The sequence below is a fragment of the Streptomyces sp. NPDC052236 genome (assembly GCF_044548015.1).
In the GTDB taxonomy this organism is placed as follows: domain Bacteria; phylum Actinomycetota; class Actinomycetes; order Streptomycetales; family Streptomycetaceae; genus Streptomyces.
Window position 1 is genome coordinate 1 of record NZ_JBIUBL010000028.1, and the last position, 20,295, is coordinate 20,295.

Sequence of the window (20,295 nt, forward strand, 5' to 3'; positions counted from 1 at the left end):
GAGGATGATCCTCCGCCTTGCGATTGCACGCACCGGACGCCGCAGGCCCCGCCCTTCGGGCGGACGGCGCTACTTTCGCAACACGCCCTAGTACTCCAGCCGTAGATGTGATCTTCATGGCTATGGCTGTGGCGTGTGGGCTTGGTGACGTCGGCGCCAGGCGGACCAGCGTCGTCTGCGCGCAGTCGTGGACAGGCCGAGCGAGCTAGGAATGCCGTGGGCCCCTCTTCAGCGGGCCCACGGTTTTTTCGATCACGTGCCGCGGCTCCACACGTCGACCGTCGCGGCGGCCCAAGCTTTGACGCGTTCGGTGAACTGCGAGGAGGGGAACGTCCCGTCGACGGCGACGTCTTCGATCGTGATGGAGAAACGGGATCGTGGCGCGCCCCGGTGCGGCAGCGCCGCGTTCCGGACGACGCGTGAAGGCCCGTCCTTCACGCGATGGGAGTTTCCACGACGAGCCTGACCGACGAGCTGGTTCACTTCGCCGAGGCCGCCTTCGAGGTATGCGCGCAGGAGCGCCAAAGCCATCGCGCCGCCGTCGGCGGGACGCCGACTGGGGTGTTGGAGGAGAAAGCAAGAGACTGAGACGCCGTGCAGCGGCCCCCACGGTGCCTGCCGTGAATGGTCCAACGCGAGCAAGTCGTGGAACAGCTCGTCACAGGATCGCGGGTCCATCGGCGCACCGCACTCCGCGCAAGGTTCCATGCCTTCTCCTTGATCCTCGAAGGGCAGCGTAGCCAGTACTCGAGCCGTAGAGGTGATCCTGCTGGTGGAACCCGGTAGCCAGACAGTTGCGGCCACCGTGATCATCGTGAGGTGTGTGGACTGACGATGAAGCGGTGGCTGCGGGTCATAGCGTATTGCCTGCCCGTCGGCAGGCGATGTTCGAGGGCTTGATGGGTCGGATCGCGGGTCGCTTCACGCGACTTGAGCCCCGACTTCGTGCACGGCAGTTGGTACTCGGGTTGCTGGCGGATCTGCCGCGCAAGAACTGCTGGACGATCGCCGAGCACACCGGGGACACCAGTCCGGACGGGTTGCAGCACCTGCTCGGCCGGGCCAAATGGGACGCCGACCTCGTCCGGGACGACCTGCGCGCGTTCGTGCTGGAGCACCTGGCTGACGACCAGGCGGTGCTGGTGGTCGACGAGACCGGCGAATTGAAGAAGGGCACCCACACCGTCGGCGTCCAGCGCCAGTACACCGGTGCCGCCGGCGGATCGAGAACGCCCAGGCCGCCGTCTATGTCACCTACACCTCCCAGCGCGGACACGCCGCCATCGACCGCGCCCTGGACCTGCCCAAGTCCTGGACCAGCGACCTGGAACGCTGCCGACAGGCCCCCGTCCCCGACGACGTCGGCTTCGCGACCAAGCCGCAGCTCGCCCGGCAGATGATCGAACGCGCCCTGGACGCTGGAGTCCCGGCTGCGGGGGGTGGCCGGCGACGAGGTCTACGGCGACAACCCGCACCTGCGCACCGCCCTGGAGAAGCGGCAGCTCGGCTACGTGCTCGCGGTCTCCAGCACCCACCGCGTCCCTACCCCGGCCGGACCCCAGTGCGCGGACCACATGGCTAGGAAGATCCCCAAAGCGGGCCTGGCAGAAGCTGTCCTGCTGGAATGGTTGCGAAGGGCCACCGCTGGTACGACTTGGCGCAGATCGCCATCGGCGGATCTGGATTGGCCAGCCATCAGCACCCGCTGCTCCGCCGAAACCGCCGGACCGGTGAACTTGCCTACTACCGCTGCTACTCGCCCCAGCCGGTACCCCTATCCGCTATCCGCCCTTGTCAAGGTCGCGGGAAGCCGCTGGACCGTGGAGGAGCGTTCCAGAGCTCGAAGACCCTGGCCGGACTGGACGAGCACCAGGTCCGACGCTGGGACTCCTGGCACCGCTGGGTCACCCTGGCCCTGCTCGCTCACGCCTTCCTCGCGGTGGCCGCCGCGCTTGAACGCCACGACCAGGCGCCGGCCGACGACGGAACCAGCCCGAACGGGCTGATCCCGCTCACCTGCAACGAGATCCAGCGTCTGTTCACCGCCCTGCTCGTTCGGCCTGTCCACGACCTTGCCCACAGATGGCGCTGGTCCACCTGGCGCCGACGTCACCAAGCCCGCGCACGCCGCAGCCATTACCGCCGTCAAGCCGCCCTTCAGCCATGAAGATCACATCTACGGCTGGAGTACTAGAGACCTCATGGGCGGCGGAGGTTAGGAAGGTGTGAGGTCGAGTCCGGTCCAGCACTGGTCCTCGTCCCAGCCGTGCGCGGACGGCCGACTTCCCAAGCCGCTTCCAACGAGCACCACCGGGCGCCTTGGAGGTCAGAGCCTGCCTGCCGCTCGGACAGGCCGAGCGCACCCGCTTGCCCTGTCCGCTCTCGGCGCTGCCCGGCCCCGCTGCCCCTGGAGAAGGCTGCTCGGCACGCCGGCCATGAGACGGCATTCCTGACTCACGCATCGATGGCCGAGGTGGTTGCGCCCGCGTCGGTGCTGCGCGCAGCACCGACTGTAAAGGCCGTCCTCGCAGGGCCCCACCCGCCAAAACGGCGCGGGCGCCTACGACGGCATGACCTCGCGGCAGCGGCCGAATTCTTCGGTGGAGTCCGTGTCGATCTGGGCGCAGACGAGGCGCTGGCCGCGCTGGCCGGATTCGGCCCCGATCTCATCGTCGCCGCGACGGTCGACTACCTGGGCCCACTTGTCGCTGCTGTGCTCGCCGTCCCCTGGGTCTTCCACGGGATCGGGATCGCTCTCGATGACCGGTGGGCCAGAGCCCTGGGCCAGGCCGTGAGGCGCGGCTTTGCCGCACGGGGCTTCGAGCCGTCGCAGAGTCTTGCCTGTATCGACCCGTGGGCCCGACTGCCTCCAGCAGTGACGCCTGGAGCCCGCCGGCCGACCGCATCACCATCCGTACCGAACCGCACGACAGCGACGACGTCTCCCGGCCCTCGCTACGGCTCGCGAGCCGTAGCGAGGGTCCCGTCCGGGGGTTGGTCAGACTGGGCACGGCCATCGGCGATCCCGGGAGTTTCGCCAGTATCGTGAAGTCTTTGGCGTCCCACCAGGTCAACGCTGTCGTTGTCTCGGTCCCATCGCGGATGCCGACAGCCTGTAAGGCGGCCGCACCTTGCTGCCGTACCGATGGTGTCGCGAGCGCGCGGCTGCAGTGGGGCCGCGGCCGTGGTGCGGAGCATCGACAAGATCGGTGCCGCTGTTGCCGGTGTGCTCAGCGACCCATCCCACACCCTCGCGGCGGCGATAGCCCGGCAGCTGAGCGTATGCCCTAGTTTTCCGCGCGGTTGGGCCGGTGAACCGCGCAGCGACTTTTCTCGTAGCGATCAGTACATCGCCGCGGGGCGACAGCACTCCTCGGCGGGGTCTACCTGATGATCGAGCCGGCAGTGAGTTTCGGGGCGTAAAGGCATAAATGCGTATGAAGAAGTGATCGCCACGCTGTCAACCTTGCAACGAGGTTCGCTCGTATGGGTCATTCTGGGACTGATCTTCGGACCTCCTGGGATGCGTGAGGGGCAGTCGGTACCGCGTCCTGAGTCGCTGAGTCGCTGCTCCGATCCTCACCGCGAAGCATCAGCGACTGAAGCGCAGCGACCCAGCGACTGAAGAGTCGCTGGGAAAAACCGCAGGTCAAAGCCCTCGTGACAGACGATTAGCGACTGAAGCGACTCAAGACCCCTATATATCAGCTCCACAGCTTTGTGCGTGTGCGCGTTATATATACAGTCGCTGAGTCGCTTCAGTCGCTGTTTACAGGTCTCCACCACCTCTGACCTGTGGTTTTTCCCAGCGACTCAGAGAGCGACCAAGAGTCGCTCAGTCGCTGCCCTCAGTCGCTGAGTCGCTGGCCGCCATGAGCGGCAACACGAGAGGCCGTCGGATGACAGGCTGATCGCAGAGCCGGAGACTTTTCGCTAGGCTGTCTCCATCATTGAGTCGCTTGAGTCGCTGATGGGGGAGGCACATGTCTGCTGACCTGCGGGTTCCTGCCAGCGACTCAGCTACCGGCCAGGCCACCGGCTCAGTCGCTGCTCCGCTGTCCATTGCCCGCTGGTGCGCCAGCCGCGGCTGGCCCGTACACCCGCTCGCTCCCGGCAGGAAAACTCCCGCAGCCAACTGCGAAGCCTGCCGCCAGCCCCACCACGACCGGGCGACCTGTGGCTGCCGCGCGGCAGGCCGCTGGTGCCACGGCTTCCATGCCGCCACTCTGGACACCTCACGCATCAACCAGTGGTGGGGTACGCGCCCGCAGTTCGGGGTGGGCATCGCCTGCGGCCCCGCAGGCCTGGTGATCCTTGATGTCGACGCACACGCCACCCAGCCGCCCGCGCACGACAGGCTCCTCCCGGGCATCGACATCGCCCCGGACATCGACGTCTCCGCGATGACCACCGGCTTCCACACCCTGGCCGTCCTTGCCGCCCTCCGCGGCCATCCCGACCCCACCCTCGACGCCGGCACCCTGCGCGTCAGGACCCCGTCCGGAGGCCTGCACATCTGGTACCGGGCCACCGACGGCCGCCGCTGGCAGTGCTCCACCGGCAGTGGGAGCAGCCGTGCGCTGGCCTGGCAGGTCGACATCCGCGCGGAGGGCGGCTACATCATCGCCCCCGGCACCAGGACCACAGCGGGCACGTACACGCCCGTCGGCGACGCCCGCGCGCCCGCCCCCCTGCCTGCCTGGCTCGGCCACGAACTCGAGCGGACCGGCCACCTGCCCGCCGCACACATTCCCGCGCCGCGACCGGTCCCCCCCAGGGCCCGGCAGGCAGTCCTCGCCGCCGGAGGCGGACAGCAGTACGCCACCCGGGCCCTGGCCTCCGTTCTGGCGGAAGTCACCGCCTGCGCGGCCATTCCCGAAGGCGCCGGGTTCTCGGAGAAACTCAACCGGGCCGCTTACACCGCCGGCGGCCTGGTCGCCGGCGGTCACCTGACCGAGGAGGACGCCGAACGCCTCCTCCTCGAAAACGCGGAACTCGCCCGCCCCGGCCGGGAACGCCACAACGCTCAGATCATCCGAAGCGGCATGACCGCCGGCGCGCGCCGCCCCCTGCACTCAGGGAGCCGCCCGTGACCACCCCGCCCGGCGGTAATTTCCTCTTCGACTTCGACCCTCAGGCCATGGCACAGCAGATCATCGCCAGAACCGTCGCGCCCCCGCTGCCCGCCCAGACCTCCAAGAAGTCCGAGACCGAAGGCCCCGCGACCGCGCACGGCCTGCTCCCCGACACGCTCACGGACCGAGGCAACGCCAAACTCTTCGTCCGCATCTACGCCTCGGACTTCCGCCACGTTCCAGGCCTTGGCTGGTACCGCTGGGACACCACCCGCTGGCAGATGGACGAGGACGACACCGTCCTGTGGGCAGCGGGCGACCTCGGCGAACACATCGCCGCCACGGACCCGCGGGGCCACCACGCGACGGACGCCCTGAAGAAGCACCGCCGCCGCGCCCTGTCCACCTCCGGCATCAACGCCATGCTCGCCCAGGCCAAATCCGCTCCCGGTATGGTCCTCAACGCCGCCCTGCTCGACGCCGACCCCTACGTCCTGTGCACCCCTTCAGGCATCGTCGACCTGCGCACGGGTCTGATCCGTACACCGGATCCGAACAAGGACTTCCACTCGCGCTCCACCAGCACCGGGCCGACCGCGATGGAGACCCCGCGGTGGACGCGCTTTCTCACCGACACCTTCGGTGAGGACGCCGACGGGTCGCAGATGATCGGCTTCCTCCAGCTGATGCTCGGCTACTCGGTCACCGGTGACGTGGGCGCCCAGGTCATGCCCTTCCTTTTCGGCGCCGGCAAGAACGGAAAGTCGGTCCTGCTGGACGTCCTGATGAAACTCCTCGGCGACTACGCGGACGCCGCCCCGCCAGGCTTCCTCATGGCACGCCCCTACGAGGGCCACCCCACCGACCTCGCCGAGCTCCACGGCCGGCGGGTCATCGTCTGTTCCGAGGTCAAGCCCGGTGACAAGTTCGACGAGGCCCGCGTCAAACTTCTCACCGGTGGCGACAGGATCAAAGCCCGGCGCATGCGCCAGGACTTCTTCAGCTTCGCGCCGACCCACAAGCTCTGGCTGCTCGGCAACCACCGCCCCGAGGTCGGCACCGGCGGCTTCGCCTTCTGGCGCCGGATGCGGCTCATCCCCTTCGAGCGGACCGTCTCCGACGACCGTAAAATCGACAATCTCGCGGACATCCTGGTCGCGGAAGAAGGCCCCGGCATTCTCAACTGGCTCATCGACGGTGCCCGCCGCTACCTCGGCGGCGACAAGGACCTCACAGGTCCCGACAAGGTCCGCATCGCCACCACGGCCTACGCCGAGACCGAGGACCACACCGGCCGTTTCTTCGACGAGGCCTGCGTCCTCCACCCCGACTACCGCACCGAACAAGCAGGCTTGTACAGCGCGTACAAGAGGTGGTGTCAGTCGGAGGGAGCGCCACCGGCCTCCAGCCGCGCGTTCGCCACCCGCGCTCGAGAACTGGCCGGATTGGCCTCCCCGAAAGAGATGATCCTGTCGAATTCGAGGAAGTATTACCCTGGTATTGGACTGCTCGCCGATGAGGAGATGGCATGAGTGCCCTGATCAGCGACGACGAGATCAAGCACGAGACCTCACTCGTCTGGCTCGAGGACATCGAGCAGCTCGACTACGTACGCCAGAGCCTCGACCGTCTGTCCACCCGCGGCGGCAAACCGCCCTACTACCGCGACGGACGCATGGTGGGCTACGCCGTCCTCGGGCCGCACGCCAAGTCGTCCCGCGCGTCCGGGACGTTCCGCCGCCGGGTCTTCTGGCTGCTGCCCCACGACCGCGACGCCGTTCCTGATGGTCTGTACGCCACGGGAGCCCCCGCGGAAGCCGTCGACCCCCGCACCATCACGGCCGGCAGCAAGGGACGCAAGACCGAACGGTCCGAGGGCGGGCCCCCCTCGGCCGCGATGCAGGAGCTCGGAATAACGCTGCCGCTCTAGCCCTCTGGCCTTCCAGGAGTGGCAGCCGCAGGGCGAAGACGGTAGCCGTGGGCGTGGGCGAGCTGGAGGACGATGGACAGTCCGAGGCTGCTGCCCCCCGCGCCGGCCACGTACGACTGGAGACGGACGCTTCCGCCGCGCCCGGTGTGGCGGACCGCGTTGGACAGAAGGTTGCCGACGACCTGGCGCAGGAGTACGGGGTCGGCCCTGAGCTGGATGGAGTCCTCGCCGCCGACGGTCAGCCGGACCCCCGCGGTGTCCGCTGCCGCCCGGTGGGCGGCAGCGACGTGGTGCAGGATGCTGTCGAGGCGTACGACCGCGGGATGGATGGTCAGCTTGCCGGCGTCGGCCGCCGCCAGGTCCTGGAGGTCGTCGATGATGTGCTGGAGCAGCAGGGCCTCCTCCAGGAGCGAGGAGACCAGCGCCGGGTTCGGTGTGGTGATGCCGTCCTCGGCGGCCTCCAGCCAGCTGCGGATATTGGCGAGCGGGGTGCGCAGTTCATGGGCGAGGTCGCTGACCATGAACTTGCGCTGCTTCTCCAGGCGCTCACGGCGCTCGGACATCTCGTTGAACGCCACCGCGAGGTACCCCATTCGGGGTGTCGATGCGTTGAGCGTTGATCCCAGGCCGTGCAGGCAGTCGATCCGCCTGTCCGCCAGCCGGCGCAGCGAGGAGCGCTCGCCGGGGGGGGCAGCAGCCCCGCGTACGTGCCCAGCGGGTCGATGACCGCGGAGACCGTCGGCGGCGGGGGAGTGGCAGGGGCGGCCGAATCCGCTACGGACGGTGGGTCTTGGAGGTCAGGACGGTACGGCGCCCGGTCAGCTCCGCCAGGCCGCGCACGAGCGGGCCCACCGCCTCCCAGTCGCGGTGGCCGGCCGCGTACTCCACCAGCTGGTTGCAGACGCTCGCGTCGTCGGTCAGGACCTGGCTGCGTTCCTGCTGGATCGCCTGGGTGGTGGACTGCACTGCCAGCCAGGCGGTGGCGCCGATGGAGCACCGCGACCAGCACCGAGGTGGTCATCAGCCGGGCCGGCAGGCTTTTGCGCAGCGGCGCCCGGGGGAGCCACAGCCCCTTACGGCGACGCATGACCGCCGCCGCTTGCTGTCTGTCCTGACCACCATCGCGATCATCACCCATGACCGGGACATCGCCGCACAATTGCCCCGACGAGTAGAGATCCTCGACGGCCGGATCGTGATCGACACGCTGGTCGACACGCCGACGCGGAGCGACGACGTATGACCCAAGCACCCACTCGCGGAGGCAGGGGAAGCCGCCGCCGGGCCCGTAACGGGGCCGCAGAGGCGGGCGGGGGAGACCAGTTCGACGCGCGTACGAAGCCCGTACGGCTGGCACTACGATCTGTTGGGCCTCGGGCTGCTCGGCATCGCCACCATGATCGTCGTGACGGGGATTCCTGCCTTCAGCCAGAAGGCCCTGATGGAGGAGCTCGCGGCGCTGGGCACCAACGCGCTGCAGGCCGTGCCGACTCCGGGCGCCGAACCGCCGGTGCTCCTGCCCGAGAAGTCGGTGGACATGGTCGGCCGCATCGCACCCGTCGCCAACACCCACGCCGTCGTCCACCGCTCCGACCGTATCGACGCGAGCGACTACAGCGGCGTCACCGTGCCGGCCGCCAAGCGGAACGTACTGGAGGCGGTCAACGGCACCGTGGGCTCGGGGAAGTTCCTCGACGCAGCCACCGAGAAACTCCCGACGGTGGTCCCGCAGATCGGTGATCAGGATCGTGGACCCGGTGACACTGGTGGCCGACATCGACCGTTCGGTGCTGGTCGGCTGGGAGGCGGCCCGTGACGGGCTCCGCTTCGACGGCCACCCCACGGTGATCCACGTCAGGCCACCGAGAACACCTTCTCGGCCCTGTTCCTGGGACTCGCGGGTGTCGCCCTGTCCACCCTGGGCGCAGTGGCGGGGACCCTGCTCGGCTGCCTGGCCGTCCTCGGCTACGCCGCCTACCAGGGCCGGCCGCCGGTCGTTCGCGGGCGCGGTCGTGGTGGGCATGGCCGCCGGCGTCTCGTGAGCCCCGGCCGCTGCGATTTGAGCCCCCGGTGAGCCCCGGCCGCGGCAAGTGAGCAGGAAACCGGCCTGGAAGGTGAGCAGTCATCCGACCGAAGGTGAGGCATATTCCTTGACACAAGGAGTGCCCCATGGCCCACGTACTGATCATCGGAGCCGGACCGGTCGGCCTCACCGCCGCGATGCTGCTCGCCGCGGACGGGCATCGCGCCACCGTCCTCGACCGGGACCCCGCCGCCGTACGCACGGTGGAGGCAGCCACCGGCGGCGACTGGCGCCGCCCCGGCTTCAAGCAGTTCGGCCATGCGCACATCCTCATGCCGGGCGGCTTCCACCTGCTCGACAGGGAACTGCCGGGCGCCGTCGACCGTATCCGCGAGGCCGGCGGCGTGACGTACAACATGATCTGCGGCGCCTGGAATGTGGGCAGCGCCGGCCCGCGACAGGAGGGCGACGAGCGCTTCGAGACCGTCACGGCCCGGCGACCGGTTCTGGAGGCCGCGCTGTTCGCCACCGCGGCACAGACGCCCGGAGTACGCGTGCTGAGCGGCGTCACGGTGAAGTCCCTGCTCGTCGGCGAGGCCCGTACGTCCGGGCGCCCGCACATCGCCTGAGTGATGACCGATTTCGGGGTGCGCGTCGAGGCCGACCTCGTCGTCGACGCCTCCGGCCGGCGGACCGAGATCCCCGGCTTCCTCGAGCAGGTCGGCGGCGCGCCCGAAGTACTGCGCGAGGAAGCCGGATTCCGCTACTACACGCGCTACTTCCGCGCCGACGAGCGGGGCATTCCGGCCCCGGGGTCCTGGCCGCTGTCCCACCACAACAGCATCTTCATCAGCACCGCCCCCGGAGACGGCGACACCTGGTCGACCACGCTCGTCACCTCCGACCGCGATCAGGAGCTCCGCTCGCTGAGCCGCCCGGACGTGTGGAACCGCGTGCTCGCCCTGTACCCCCACACCGCCCACTGGAACGCAGGCGTCCCGCTGACCGGAGTACGCGTGATGGGCGGCACCCACAACACCCGGCGTCGCCTGGTCGCCGAAGGGCAGCCGGTTGTCACGGGGATTGTGGCGATCGGCGACGCGCGGATGACCACCAACCCGCAGTTCGGCGCGGGCATGACGAACGGTCTGCGCCACGCGGCACGGCTGCGTGATGTGCGGGCGCCTGCTCGGCACGGACGACGCCGTCGAACTCGCCGTGAGCGTCGACCGCGAGATCGACGCGGAGTTCGGGCCCGCGTGGCAGGACGACACCGACTGGAACCGGCACCGCGTCGCCGAGATCGACGCCGAGATACGCGGCGAGCGCTATGAGACGCAGGGTCCGGTCTGGGCGCTGCGCGCGACGGTGGAAGCCCTCCTCGTGGAGGACCCCGACATTTTGCGCGCCTGGGGAGACGTCGGTTGCCTGCTCGCTTCCGCCGAGGAGGCCGTCGTGAAGAGCGGCCTGGTGGAGCGGGTCATGCGGCTGGGGGCCGGGGCGCCCCGCTACAGCGAGCCGGGTCCGAGCCGGGGGGAGCTGCTCGCCGCGGTGCGCGACGAGGAGTGAGGCGGGGAGTGAAGCGGCGGGCGCCCCCTCAGTGCGCGGGTGCACCTCCGTACGCCCCGAAAGGTGCATCGCCTGTTCGCACCGGCTGGGGCAAGATCACGAGCGATGATCGATTCTGAGCCGCAGGCCCATGCTGTGCCTGCTGTGCGGGAGACGGTCCGCGGCGGATCTGCCGCCGCCCCTGTCTGGGGCCAGGTTCGGTGGCCTCATCAGCCTGGTCAATGAGGAACGGAGTTCTGCTGTGGCATTGACGAAAGAATCCGTCGCGGCCGAGTTGGAGGCCGCGAGCAAGGTCGGTGACCCGCCTGCCGACAAGCTGGTGTCCGATCTGATCGACAACCAGGAGATCGACGGGGTCAACGCCCTGTTCCGCACCACCAACAAGCTGGGCCCCGGCCAGGACCTCTCGCAGCTGCCCGAGCGCCTCGCTGAGTTCCTGAGGGAGGCGGAGGCCCCGCCGCCGGGCTGGAGCGACGCGGACGTGAAGGCCGCGGAGGGCTTCTTCAAGCACCACCACGGGGAAGCGTCCATGCTCCAGGGCACCGTGGGCCTTATCGGCACCTACCTTTCTCCCACCGGAGCTTTCACCCTGCGCTCCACCGGTCGTCTGGGCGGTGTGGATGGCCCGGGCCGACGGCTGTCGCAGTCCTCTCGGCTGTTCATCCGCATGGGCGACGACAACGCCCTGCGGGACCGCACCCTGGCCGCGACCGTGACCAAGGTGCGCATGGTCCACGCCTCCGTGCGGCAGTTGCACAAGAAGAGCGGCGAGTGGGACTACGCCAAATGGGGCGAGCCGGTCTCCCAGAAGTACACCACCGGCGCTGCCTGCGTCTTCAGCACACAGATCCTGCAGGCGATGAAGAACCTCGGCATCAACGTCTCGCGCGATGACGCGGATGGCTTCATGTGCGCCTGGCACTACGTCAACCACTACCTCGGCACGCCGGAGAAGTGGCTGCTGCCCAAGAACGCCGGCGAAGTGGAGGAGCTGTGGAACCAGGAGCGCGACAAGGAGTGGAAGAAGACCGACGACGGCGTCTTTATGACCAAGCAGGCCATCAAGTTCTACCGGGAGCTGCTGGGGCCCGGGGCCAGTGACGCGTACATCGCCCTGACCCGAGTGGGCCTCACCGACAAGTACGCCAACATGGCCGGTGTCCCGGAGGGCCCCGCTGACCTCATCGCCAAGCCGGCTTCAGAAGTCCACAAGATCGCCAGCGGCATCGGCGGGGGACTCCTCGGCGGCGGCGCCAAGGAGGCCGTCGGGGTCAACCCGTACAAGGAACTCCTCGGTACCGCCTCCGAGGCATTCAACAAGATCGAACAGCACGCAATCGAACAAGGCAACGACGACCAGCCCCAGATGCACCAGGAACTCAACGACAACCGCTGAGTAGAACGCGGTGGCGGTGGCACCCACGCCGCGGCCACCGCGACCAGGGCCCGCTCGTCGCTCAGGCCGGCGGCGACCCGCCGTCGGTGACGGGCCCCCTGCACCGCGGCGGCCACGGGCAGTCCGGGCCCGCCGCGGACGCGTACGTGTCCCGGGCCGCGCGCAGCGCGCAGCCGGGCGAGCGCGGTCCGGTCGGCGTCGTCCAGCTCCGCGGTCACCTCCGGCCCAGGCAGCGGTGCTCAGCCCTTGACGGCGGAGCTTGCGACACCTTGGACGAACCAGCGCTGGAAGAAGGCGAAGACCACCAGGACCGGCAGGACCAGGAGGACGCCGAAGGCGAGGATCTGGCCCCAGTCAGGGGGCTGTTGGCCCTGGAAGACGCTCATCTCCAGCGGCAGCGGGCGGACCGACGGGTCGGAGACCATCAGCACCGGCCACAGGAACGAGCCCCACTGGATGAGGAAGGTCAGGATCGCCACGGAGGCGAAGGCCGGCTTGCTCATCGGGACAATGATCGCGAAGAAGGTGCGCCAGGGGCCGGCGCCGTCGATCCGGGCCGCTTCCTCGATGCTCGGCGGGATCGAGCGGAAGAAGGTGTGGAACTGGTAGACCGAGAAGGCGTTGGCGATGAACGGGAGTGCCAGGATGTAGAGGGTGTTGCGCTGGTCGTTGAACATGTAGAAGAGCGGCACGGCCACCGACTCGAACGGGACCAGCATCAGCAGCAGGACGAGCGTGAAGACAGCTTCCCGCCCGCGCCACTTCAGCCGGGACAGCCCGTACGCGGCCATCGAGTTGACGAACAGGCCCCCCGTCACCACCACGAACGCCAGCAGCAGCGAGACGCCCATGAAGCGCCAGAAGTAGCCGGTGCTGTCGGAGTTGAGGCTGCTCAGGACGGCGGAGTAGTTGTCGAAGGATAGGTGGGTGGGGAGGAAACCGGACAGGCCGTTCAGGACCTCGTCGGACGGCTTGAGGCTGCCCAGGAACAGGTAGATCACAGGCAGTACGAAGATGAAGGCCAGCACGCTGAGTACGGCGTAGTCCATGAAGCGGCGCAGGGGCGTACGGGTCGTGCCCATGGGTCAGTCCTCGTTTCCGGGCCGGACGACGCGGCGCTGGATGAGCGTCAGGACGACAACGATCACGAAGAAGACGACGGTGATCGCGGACGCCTGGCCGACGTTGTTCTGGTCGAAGGCGGTGGTGACTGCCTGGTACATCACGGTGCGCGTGGCGTCCTCGTCGAGGCCGCCGCCGCGGACGAGGACGTAGACCTGGTCGAAGACCCGGAAGGAGAGCACCGAGGTGAGCATCGCGACGAAGACGAGGGTGCCGCGGATGCCGGGCAGGGTGATGTGCCGGAACTGCTGCCAGCGGGTGGCGCGGTCGAGTTCGGCGGCCTCGTAGAGCTCACCCGGGATCTGCTGGAGGCCGGCCAGGAGGATGACCATCTGGAAGCCGACGCCCTGCCAGATGGACAGCACGATGATCGAGCCCATCGCGGTGGCGGAGTCGCCGAGCCAGTCGAAGGCGCCCCAGTTGCCGAAGCTCACCGCGTCGAGCGCGGAGTTGAGCATGCCCTGGTCGCTGCGGGCGAGGATGAGGCGCCAGATCACGGCGACCAGCGCCATGGGGAAGACGACCGGCATGAAGAAGAGGGACCGGAACAGGCCGATGGCCTTGAGCTTGCGGTTGAGCAGGATCGCCAGCCCGAGGGCGAGGGCCGACTGTACGGGTACGACGACCACGGCGAAGGTCAGGTTGTTCAGCAGGGCCCGCAGGAACGGGCCGGACAGGTCCGGGTCGGTGAACAGCCTTCGGTACTGCTCCAGGCCGAAGAAGGTGGGCTCCAGCGGGGAGCCGAGGCGGACGTTGTAGAAGGAGAGCACCACGGCGTAGCCGAAGGGCACGCCGACGAAGACGATGAGTCCGACGACGGCCGGGGCGGACATGAGCAGTCCGTGCAGCCAGTCGCGGTTCCTGCGGCCCGGGGGTGCTGATCGCGTCGACCGCGCGGGCTTCACGGGTGTCATGGATGGGGCCTCCTCCGGGCCGGGGCCGGGGCCGGGCGGCGCGGCGTGCGCGGGTTCCACGGATTTCACGGGAGGGTCCTGTTCCCGGCGGGGCGGGCGCGGCAGCCGCGCCCGCCCGGGCCGATGGGTCCTACGGGATCTGGTAGCCGGCGTTGTCGGAGAAGTCCTGGTCGATGGCGCGGGCGGCCTTTTCCAGAGCGCTCTTCGGGGCGGCGCCGCCGTAGATGGAGCTCAGGGCCTCGCTGAACTTAGAGGTGACCACGGGGTAGCCGGCGGTCACCGGGCGGGTGACGGCGACGCAGGACTTGGTGATGTCCTTGTCGCCGCAGGGCTTGGCGAGCTGGTCGGCGAAGAGCTGAAGCGGGCCGCCCTGCTTGTAGAGCTCGCTCTTGGCGAGCGCGGTCTTGGTGGCGGGCACCGCCCCGTTGGCCGTCGTCATGGCGGTGACGTTGGTGTCGTTCAGGAGGGAGTCGAGGAACGTGCCCGCGGCCTTGGCGTTCTTGGTGTCGGCGCCGATGCCCCAGGCCCAGGAGCCCTGGCCGGTCTTGGGGCCGTTGCCGAAGTCGGGCAGCGGCAGTACGACGAGGTCGTCGCCGAGGGCCTCGCTGTAGGCGGGGTACATCCAGTGGCCGACCCAGCTCAGGGCGACGCGGCCCTTGGCGAAGGCGTTGCCGTCGGTGTTGGGGTCGACGTACGTCTTCCAGGACTGGAGGGTCTTCATGGCCGAGACCACGGCCGGGGTGTCGAGGGCGCCTTCCGCCTTGCCGTCCTTGAGGAGGGAACCGCCGGCGGACCAGACGACGGGCGCGAAGCCATAGGTGCCCCACTCGTTGGCGTAGCCGCCGGTCTCCTGGAGGTCGAGGGTCTTGCCGTCGGAGTCCTTGGCCTTCAGCGCCCCCAGCGCGGCGGTGAACTGCGTGGCCGTCCAGCCGTCGGACAGGCCCTTCGGATACGTCACCCCGGCCGCGTCGAGCAGCTTCTTGTTGCCGTAGATCCCGAGCCCGGAGTCGAACATGCCCAGGCCGTAGTGCTTGCCGTCGATCTCGCCCTGCGCCTTGTTGGCCGGGGCGGCGTTGTCCATGGTCTTGGCGGAGACATACGTGTCGATCGGGGCGAGCTTCTTGTTGTAGACGAAGTTCGCCATGGTCGGGCCGTCGAACTCCATCACGTCCGGCAGCTTGGAGGCGTCGGTGGCGGTGATGGTCTTGGTGTAGTCGGCTTCGGGGATCAGCTTCAGGTCGACCTTGATCTCGCTCTGCGAGGAGTTGAAGGACTTCACCGCGTTCTGCAGCGCACTGGCTTCGTTCTTCTGTCCTTGGTGGGCCCAGACACTGATGGTGCCTTTGCCGCTTCCGGCCTCGGCGGAGGCATCGGTACCGCCGCCCCCGCCGCAGGCGGCCAGCGCCGCCAGGGGCAGGGCGAGGGCCAGACCCGTACGGGCGGTGCGGCGGTACTTTCTGTTGGTCGAGCTCATGGCTGTGCCTCCGTGCTGTGGCGAGGGTTCGAAGTGAGGGGGGTGCTTACCGGGCGTGGGGGTGTGGGGCTCAGGGAGCTACTGCGGGCCGCGCGGACGCGGCGGGGCGGTGGTCTCGCGCAGGACGAGGCGGATGGGCATCTGCACATGCCCCGGTAGTTCGGCGTCGGGTTCGTCCAGTTGCCGCAGCAGCAGCCGGGCGGCCTCGGCGCCCTGGTCGGCGACCGGCTGGGCGACGGTGGTCAGGCCGACCACGTCGGCGAGTTCGTGGTCGTCGAAGCCGACGACGGACACGTCGTCCGGCACCCCCAGCCGGTGACGCCGCAGGGCGCGCAGCGCGCCCATCGCCATCTCGTCGGACTGCGCGAACACGGCCGTCGGCGGGCGGGAGGCGGCGAGCAGCTCGGTCATGGCCCGCTCGCCGCCCTCGACGGTGTAGTCGCCGTCCGCTTCCAGGGCCGCATCGTGCTCGATCCCGGCGTCGGTCAGGACGTCGAGATATGCCCGGCGGCGCTCGATGGGGGTGGTCCAGTGCAGCGGCCCGCTGGTTCCGCTGATCATGCCGATGCGGCGGTGGCCGAGGTTGACCAGATGCCGTACGGCGCTCTCCGTTCCGGCCCGGTCGTCGATGCCGACCACGGTGAAGCCGGGCCGGGCGCCGCCGACCGTGGTGGCCAGCGGCACTCCCAGCGAGCGCAGTGCGGCGGCCTCCTCTTCGTCAGGGATGAGCAGCGACAGCACCGCGTCCACCCGCTTGCGGACCGGCAGTTTGGTGAAGAAACGCTTGCGTGTCTCCGGCGAACCCAGGTTGTACAGCAGCACGTCGTACCCGGCGGCGCTGAAAACACGCTCGGCGGCGTCCAGCACGGTGCCGAAGAACCAGCGGCCCACGTACGGGACCAGGACCCCGATGGTGAACGTGCGCCCGCTGGCCAGGCTCGACGCGGAACGTGAGGCGGTGTAGCCCAGCTGGGCGGCGACGGCCGTGATCTGTGCCCGCACCTCCTCCGACACCCCGGACCGTCCGCGCAGTGCGCGGGACACGGTGGAAGCGGAGACTCCGGCGGCACGGGCGACGTCGGTGATGCTGGCCGTCACGGCGCATTCCTCCCGTTGATTTCACGTCGGTGTGATCTGTGAGTGACGTGACCGTAAACCCGCCCTCGTTGTTGCGCAAGCGTTTGCGTTCAGTTTTACTTGGGCCGGTACTCGAGAGATCTTTTTGTTATCAGGCGTCAGCGCACACGTTTGGGCGCTGTGGAGCGACAGGAACTGTGCATGCGATACGCCCCGCCCGGCCTCTGCGTGAACGACTTCGCTCTCCTGCGCGACGAGGACGGCACGTATGCGGTGCTGCATCTGCAGGGGCCCTGGACACCGGAGTTCGACCATCTGCGGATGGAGACCTCCTACGGCCGGGCGACCTCCACCGACCTGGTGCGGTGGCAGCCGCAGGGCACCGCCTTCGGCAACGGCCTGCCCGGCCGCTTCGACGAGCAGGCGGTGTGGACCATGCACCCGCTCCGGCACGGCGACGGAATGGCGATGTTCTACACGGGCGTCTCCGGTCTCACACCGGGCGGCTCGCCGGTCCAGTCGGTCGGACTGGCGTACTCGGACCGCACGGACGGCACGGGCTGGCGCCGCCACGGCACCGGGCCGGTGGCCGAGGCGGACTCGCGCTGGTACCGCACCGGCGAACGCATGGCCTGGCGCGACCCCTTCGTCGTACGTGACGACGAGTCGGACGGCTGGGTCATGGCCGTCTGCGCGAGCGACGCCTCCCTCCCGGTGGAGGTCAGCGGCTGTGTCGCCCTGGCCACCTCCGACGACCTGGAGCACTGGACCGTCCACCCGCCGCTCATCTCACCCGGCGACGTCGACGAACTGGAGTGCCCGGTCCTGGAACGACTCGACGACGGCAGCTGGCTGCTGCTCGGCTCCATCGGCGCCACCCGCGGCTTCGAGGCATGGACCGCGCCCCGCCTGCGCGGGCCCTGGACCCGCCGCGGTCCTCTCGGGCCGACCGGCACCTACGCCCCGCGCGTCATCGCCGCGCCCGACGGCTCCCGCGTCGTGCTGCACACCACGCCCCGCCGCGCCGGCCTCACCGACACCGGTGACCGCTGCCGCGGCATGCTCGCCCAGCCGAAATCGCTTGTGGTGGAGGGTGATTCGGCCCCCCGCCTGGAATGGTGGCCCGCCCTGAACGCCTGGCTCGGCGAGGAAACGGACTGCCCCACGCTGCACGCGGTCGGCGACATCGGCATAACCGGCCGTGTCGAGATCACCCTGCGCACCGACGGCCCGGACAGCGACCGCTCCGCCCTCGCTGTCGGCTGCGACGGCAAGAACCTCTGGGCCACCGGCCCCGACGGCACCCGGCTCGGCGAGACCGTCCTGACCGAACCCGCCGCCACCCTGCGCATCCTCACCATCGGCGAATACGTTGAGGTCTACGCCGACGGCGTCTTCGCCCTGACCACCCTGTGCTACTCCGGCCACCCCGCCCCGTGGACGGCCGTCACCGAAGGACGCGAACGCGCCATTCCCGTCCGCCCGGTCCGGCTGCCCGACCCTCACCGCGACGACGCCTCGGCCATCTGGCCCGGCCCGTCACCGCGCTGACCCGAACTCCCCTCCGGAAAGGCCCAGTCATGCCTGCCGTGAACGTCACCGCCGACGGTCTCCGCTTCCCCGACGGCTTCCTGTGGGGCGCCTCCACCGCCGCCCACCAGATCGAGGGCAACAACGTCAACAGCGACTGGTGGCAGATGGAACACAGCGGCGGCTCCATCGCCGAACCCAGCCTCGACGCGGCCGACAGCTACCACCGGTGGCGCGAGGACATGGACCTGCTCGCCGGACTCGGCTTCACCGATTACCGCTTCAGCATCGAATGGGCCCGCATCGAGCCCGCTCAGGGTCACTTCTCCAAGGCCGAGATCCGCCACTACCGGCGCATGGTCGACGGCGCCATCGAACGTGGCCTGCGCCCCATGGTCACCCTGCACCACTTCACCGTGCCGCGCTGGTTCGCCGAACGCGGCGGCTGGACCGCGGACGGGGCGGTGGACCTGTTTGAGCGGTACGTGCGGGCGACCGCGCCCATCATCGGCACCGGCGTACGGCACGTGTGCACCATCAACGAACCCAACATGATCGCGGTCGCCGGCGCCGTCCGCGAACTGGGCACCGAGGCACCGCCTACGGCTGGGCTCCCGCTGCCGGACAAGGCCACCACCGACGCCCTGATCCAGGCCCACCACCGCGCCACGGCCGCCGTCAAGGCGATCTCCGCCGACATCCAGGTCGGCTGGTCCATCGCCAACCAGGTCTACCAGGCCCTGCCCGGCGCGGAAGCCGCCACCGCCGCCTACAGCCACCCCCGCGAAGACGTCTTCATCGAAGCCGCCCGCGACGACGACTGGATCGGCGTCCAGTCCTACACCCGTACCAGGATCACCACCGACGGCCCCGTCCCCGCCCCCGACGACACCGAACGTACCCTCACCGGCTGGGAGTACTACCCACAGGCCATCGGATACGCACTGCGCCACACCGCCGAGATCGTCGGCGACGTACCACTGATCGTCACCGAGAACGGCATCGCCACCGACGACGACACCCGCCGCATCGACTACACCACCGGAGCACTCCAGGAAGTCTCCGCCGCCCTGGAGGACGGCCTCGACGTACACGGCTACCTTCACTGGAGCGCCCTCGACAACTACGAATGGGGCTCCTACAAGCCCACCTTCGGCCTCATAGCCGTCGACGCCGACACCTTCGAACGCACCCCCAGGCCGTCCGCGGCCTGGCTCGGCGGACTCGCCCGCACCGGGGTGCTACCGCGAGCCACTTCCTGACGAACTGGATGAACTGGACGAACTGGAGGGTGAGTCCGATCAAGCGTGACCGCTGAACCAACCGGGAACCGCAAGCCACGCGGTCTGCGACCGCCTCGGCCGGGGCAGTTGGCAGGCGGGACATCGCCGGGCAGCGTGGCGCGGATTCGGTGAAACGGGCGGCAAGGTCGACGCCGAGTTGGTACTGGTCGGGGTCACGGTGCGGCGTGCCGTGCGGTACGCGAAGCTGTCGCCGGCCACCCGCGTGGGGACACCGAGGGGCGAGACGGAGGCGATCAGGCCGCGCCGTGGGACGCCCGTCGTCGCTGAGCCCGACGCGCGTGCGGCGGCTTACCACGCCCGAGTAGTTTGACCGCGTCACGACGCAGGGTTGAAGGGAAGCGCATGACGAACTCGCTGGAGATCAAGCCCATCGGCACCGTGGTCGGCGGCCGCACCGAGGCCACCGACGACCACTGGAGCGGCACGGCGATCATCCGCCTGAATCCGGACTTCCCCGTCGAGGCCGTCCAGGGCCTGGAGGAGTTCTCCCACCTGCTCGTCGTCTGGCACTTCCACAAGGCTTCACCGGATGACGTTGCCCTGCATGCCCGCAGCCCTCGCAACAACCCCCAGTGGCCGGCCACCGGAACGTTCGTCCACCGCAACCACCGCCGCCCCAATCAGCTCGCGCAGTCCTTCCCACGGCTGCTGAAGGTCGAGGGCCTGGACCTGTACGTCACGGACCTGGATGCGATCGACGGCAGCCCCGTCTACGACCTCGCCCCGTACTTCAAGGAGATGGGGCCGCGCGGGGAAGTGCGCGAGCCGAGCTGGCCGGGCGAGATGCTCGCGGACTACTGGAACGAGCCGCAGAACTGAGCCGCGGGACCCAGTCCTGCGCAGCCGCAGTACCGGATACGGACCGTCCGAGCGGATCGGAT

At 69.2% G+C, this 20,295-nt stretch carries 19 protein-coding genes and 1 pseudogene; 12 read left to right on the plus strand and 8 right to left on the minus strand.

Annotated features, from left to right (window positions below):
- Positions 1 to 252: 252 nt before the first annotated feature.
- On the minus strand, positions 253 to 708 hold the full coding sequence (locus ACIHCQ_RS34610) for a DUF5946 family protein (RefSeq protein WP_399671643.1): 456 nt from the start codon (positions 706 to 708) through the stop codon (positions 253 to 255).
- 191 nt (positions 709 to 899) lie between these two features.
- Between ACIHCQ_RS34610 and ACIHCQ_RS34615 the strand changes: the two are divergent.
- Positions 900 to 2,167: pseudogene (locus tag ACIHCQ_RS34615) on the plus strand (IS701 family transposase).
- A 393-nt stretch (positions 2,168 to 2,560) separates the two neighbouring features.
- On the opposite strand, the gene ACIHCQ_RS34620 reads toward ACIHCQ_RS34615, so the two are convergent.
- Complete coding sequence (locus ACIHCQ_RS34620; protein WP_399671646.1) at positions 2,561 to 2,740, minus strand: hypothetical protein; 180 nt, start codon at positions 2,738 to 2,740, stop codon at positions 2,561 to 2,563.
- A gap of 1,243 nt (positions 2,741 to 3,983) precedes the next feature.
- Between ACIHCQ_RS34620 and ACIHCQ_RS34625 the strand changes: the two genes are divergently transcribed.
- From ACIHCQ_RS34625 to ACIHCQ_RS34635, 3 genes are read left to right on the plus strand one after another with little or no spacing between them, the layout of a single operon-like run.
- Complete coding sequence (locus tag ACIHCQ_RS34625; protein WP_399671649.1) at positions 3,984 to 5,093, plus strand: bifunctional DNA primase/polymerase; 1,110 nt, start codon at positions 3,984 to 3,986, stop codon at positions 5,091 to 5,093.
- Between the two features lie 47 nt (positions 5,094 to 5,140).
- Positions 5,141 to 6,607, plus strand: a complete 1,467-nt coding sequence (locus ACIHCQ_RS34630; RefSeq protein WP_399671994.1) for a phage/plasmid primase, P4 family — start codon at positions 5,141 to 5,143, stop codon at positions 6,605 to 6,607.
- Complete coding sequence (locus ACIHCQ_RS34635; protein WP_399671652.1) at positions 6,604 to 7,005, plus strand: DUF6009 family protein; 402 nt, start codon at positions 6,604 to 6,606, stop codon at positions 7,003 to 7,005. The genes ACIHCQ_RS34630 and ACIHCQ_RS34635 overlap by 4 nt, the downstream gene beginning before the upstream one ends.
- On the opposite strand, the gene ACIHCQ_RS34640 is transcribed toward ACIHCQ_RS34635, so the two are convergent.
- Together ACIHCQ_RS34640 and ACIHCQ_RS34645 are read right to left on the minus strand one after the other, a co-directional pair.
- Positions 7,002 to 7,598, minus strand: coding sequence for a sensor histidine kinase (locus ACIHCQ_RS34640; RefSeq protein WP_399671655.1), 597 nt, complete (start codon positions 7,596 to 7,598; stop codon positions 7,002 to 7,004). The genes ACIHCQ_RS34635 and ACIHCQ_RS34640 overlap by 4 nt on opposite strands.
- 181 nt (positions 7,599 to 7,779) lie before the next feature.
- Positions 7,780 to 7,971 (minus strand): hypothetical protein, encoded by a 192-nt coding sequence (locus ACIHCQ_RS34645; protein ID WP_399671658.1) that lies wholly within the window; start codon positions 7,969 to 7,971, stop codon positions 7,780 to 7,782.
- Between the two features lie 133 nt (positions 7,972 to 8,104).
- Between ACIHCQ_RS34645 and ACIHCQ_RS34650 the strand changes: the two genes are divergently transcribed.
- The 5 genes from ACIHCQ_RS34650 (at position 8,105) to ACIHCQ_RS34670 (ending at position 11,993) form a co-directional block, all read left to right on the plus strand.
- A complete protein-coding gene (locus ACIHCQ_RS34650; RefSeq protein ID WP_399671661.1) occupies positions 8,105 to 8,248 on the plus strand; it encodes a hypothetical protein in 144 nt (47 codons plus the stop codon).
- 162 nt (positions 8,249 to 8,410) lie between these two features.
- Complete coding sequence (locus ACIHCQ_RS34655) at positions 8,411 to 8,821, plus strand: hypothetical protein (protein ID WP_399671664.1); 411 nt, start codon at positions 8,411 to 8,413, stop codon at positions 8,819 to 8,821.
- 353 nt (positions 8,822 to 9,174) lie between these two features.
- A complete protein-coding gene (locus tag ACIHCQ_RS34660; RefSeq protein WP_399671667.1) occupies positions 9,175 to 9,657 on the plus strand; it encodes an FAD-dependent oxidoreductase in 483 nt (160 codons plus the stop codon).
- Positions 9,658 to 10,201: 544 nt separating this feature from the next.
- A complete protein-coding gene (locus tag ACIHCQ_RS34665) occupies positions 10,202 to 10,597 on the plus strand; it encodes a hypothetical protein (protein WP_399671670.1) in 396 nt (131 codons plus the stop codon).
- 241 nt (positions 10,598 to 10,838) lie between these two features.
- Positions 10,839 to 11,993: an oxygenase MpaB family protein gene (locus ACIHCQ_RS34670; RefSeq protein ID WP_399671673.1), complete on the plus strand. Its 1,155-nt coding sequence runs from the start codon at positions 10,839 to 10,841 to the stop codon at positions 11,991 to 11,993.
- Between the two features lie 239 nt (positions 11,994 to 12,232).
- Here the strand turns inward: ACIHCQ_RS34670 and ACIHCQ_RS34675 are convergent, their stop codons facing one another.
- The 4 genes from ACIHCQ_RS34675 to ACIHCQ_RS34690 form a co-directional block, all read right to left on the minus strand.
- A complete protein-coding gene (locus tag ACIHCQ_RS34675) occupies positions 12,233 to 13,075 on the minus strand; it encodes a carbohydrate ABC transporter permease (RefSeq protein ID WP_399671676.1) in 843 nt (280 codons plus the stop codon).
- A gap of 3 nt (positions 13,076 to 13,078) precedes the next feature.
- Entirely contained in the window at positions 13,079 to 14,098 is a 1,020-nt protein-coding gene (locus ACIHCQ_RS34680) for a carbohydrate ABC transporter permease (protein WP_399671679.1), read from the minus strand.
- A 61-nt stretch (positions 14,099 to 14,159) separates the two neighbouring features.
- Positions 14,160 to 15,503, minus strand: coding sequence for an ABC transporter substrate-binding protein (locus ACIHCQ_RS34685; RefSeq protein ID WP_399671682.1), 1,344 nt, complete (start codon positions 15,501 to 15,503; stop codon positions 14,160 to 14,162).
- A 78-nt stretch (positions 15,504 to 15,581) separates the two neighbouring features.
- Positions 15,582 to 16,601, minus strand: coding sequence for a LacI family DNA-binding transcriptional regulator (locus ACIHCQ_RS34690; protein ID WP_399671685.1), 1,020 nt, complete (start codon positions 16,599 to 16,601; stop codon positions 15,582 to 15,584).
- Positions 16,602 to 16,781: 180 nt separating this feature from the next.
- Between ACIHCQ_RS34690 and ACIHCQ_RS34695 the strand changes: the two genes are divergently transcribed.
- From ACIHCQ_RS34695 to ACIHCQ_RS34705, 3 genes are all read left to right on the plus strand, one after another.
- A complete protein-coding gene (locus tag ACIHCQ_RS34695; protein WP_399671687.1) occupies positions 16,782 to 18,131 on the plus strand; it encodes a mucin-1 in 1,350 nt (449 codons plus the stop codon).
- A 29-nt stretch (positions 18,132 to 18,160) separates the two neighbouring features.
- Positions 18,161 to 19,372: a glycoside hydrolase family 1 protein gene (locus ACIHCQ_RS34700; RefSeq protein ID WP_399671690.1), complete on the plus strand. Its 1,212-nt coding sequence runs from the start codon at positions 18,161 to 18,163 to the stop codon at positions 19,370 to 19,372.
- A 384-nt stretch (positions 19,373 to 19,756) separates the two neighbouring features.
- Complete coding sequence (locus ACIHCQ_RS34705) at positions 19,757 to 20,233, plus strand: SAM-dependent methyltransferase (RefSeq protein ID WP_399671693.1); 477 nt, start codon at positions 19,757 to 19,759, stop codon at positions 20,231 to 20,233.
- The last annotated feature ends 62 nt before the right edge of the window (positions 20,234 to 20,295 follow it).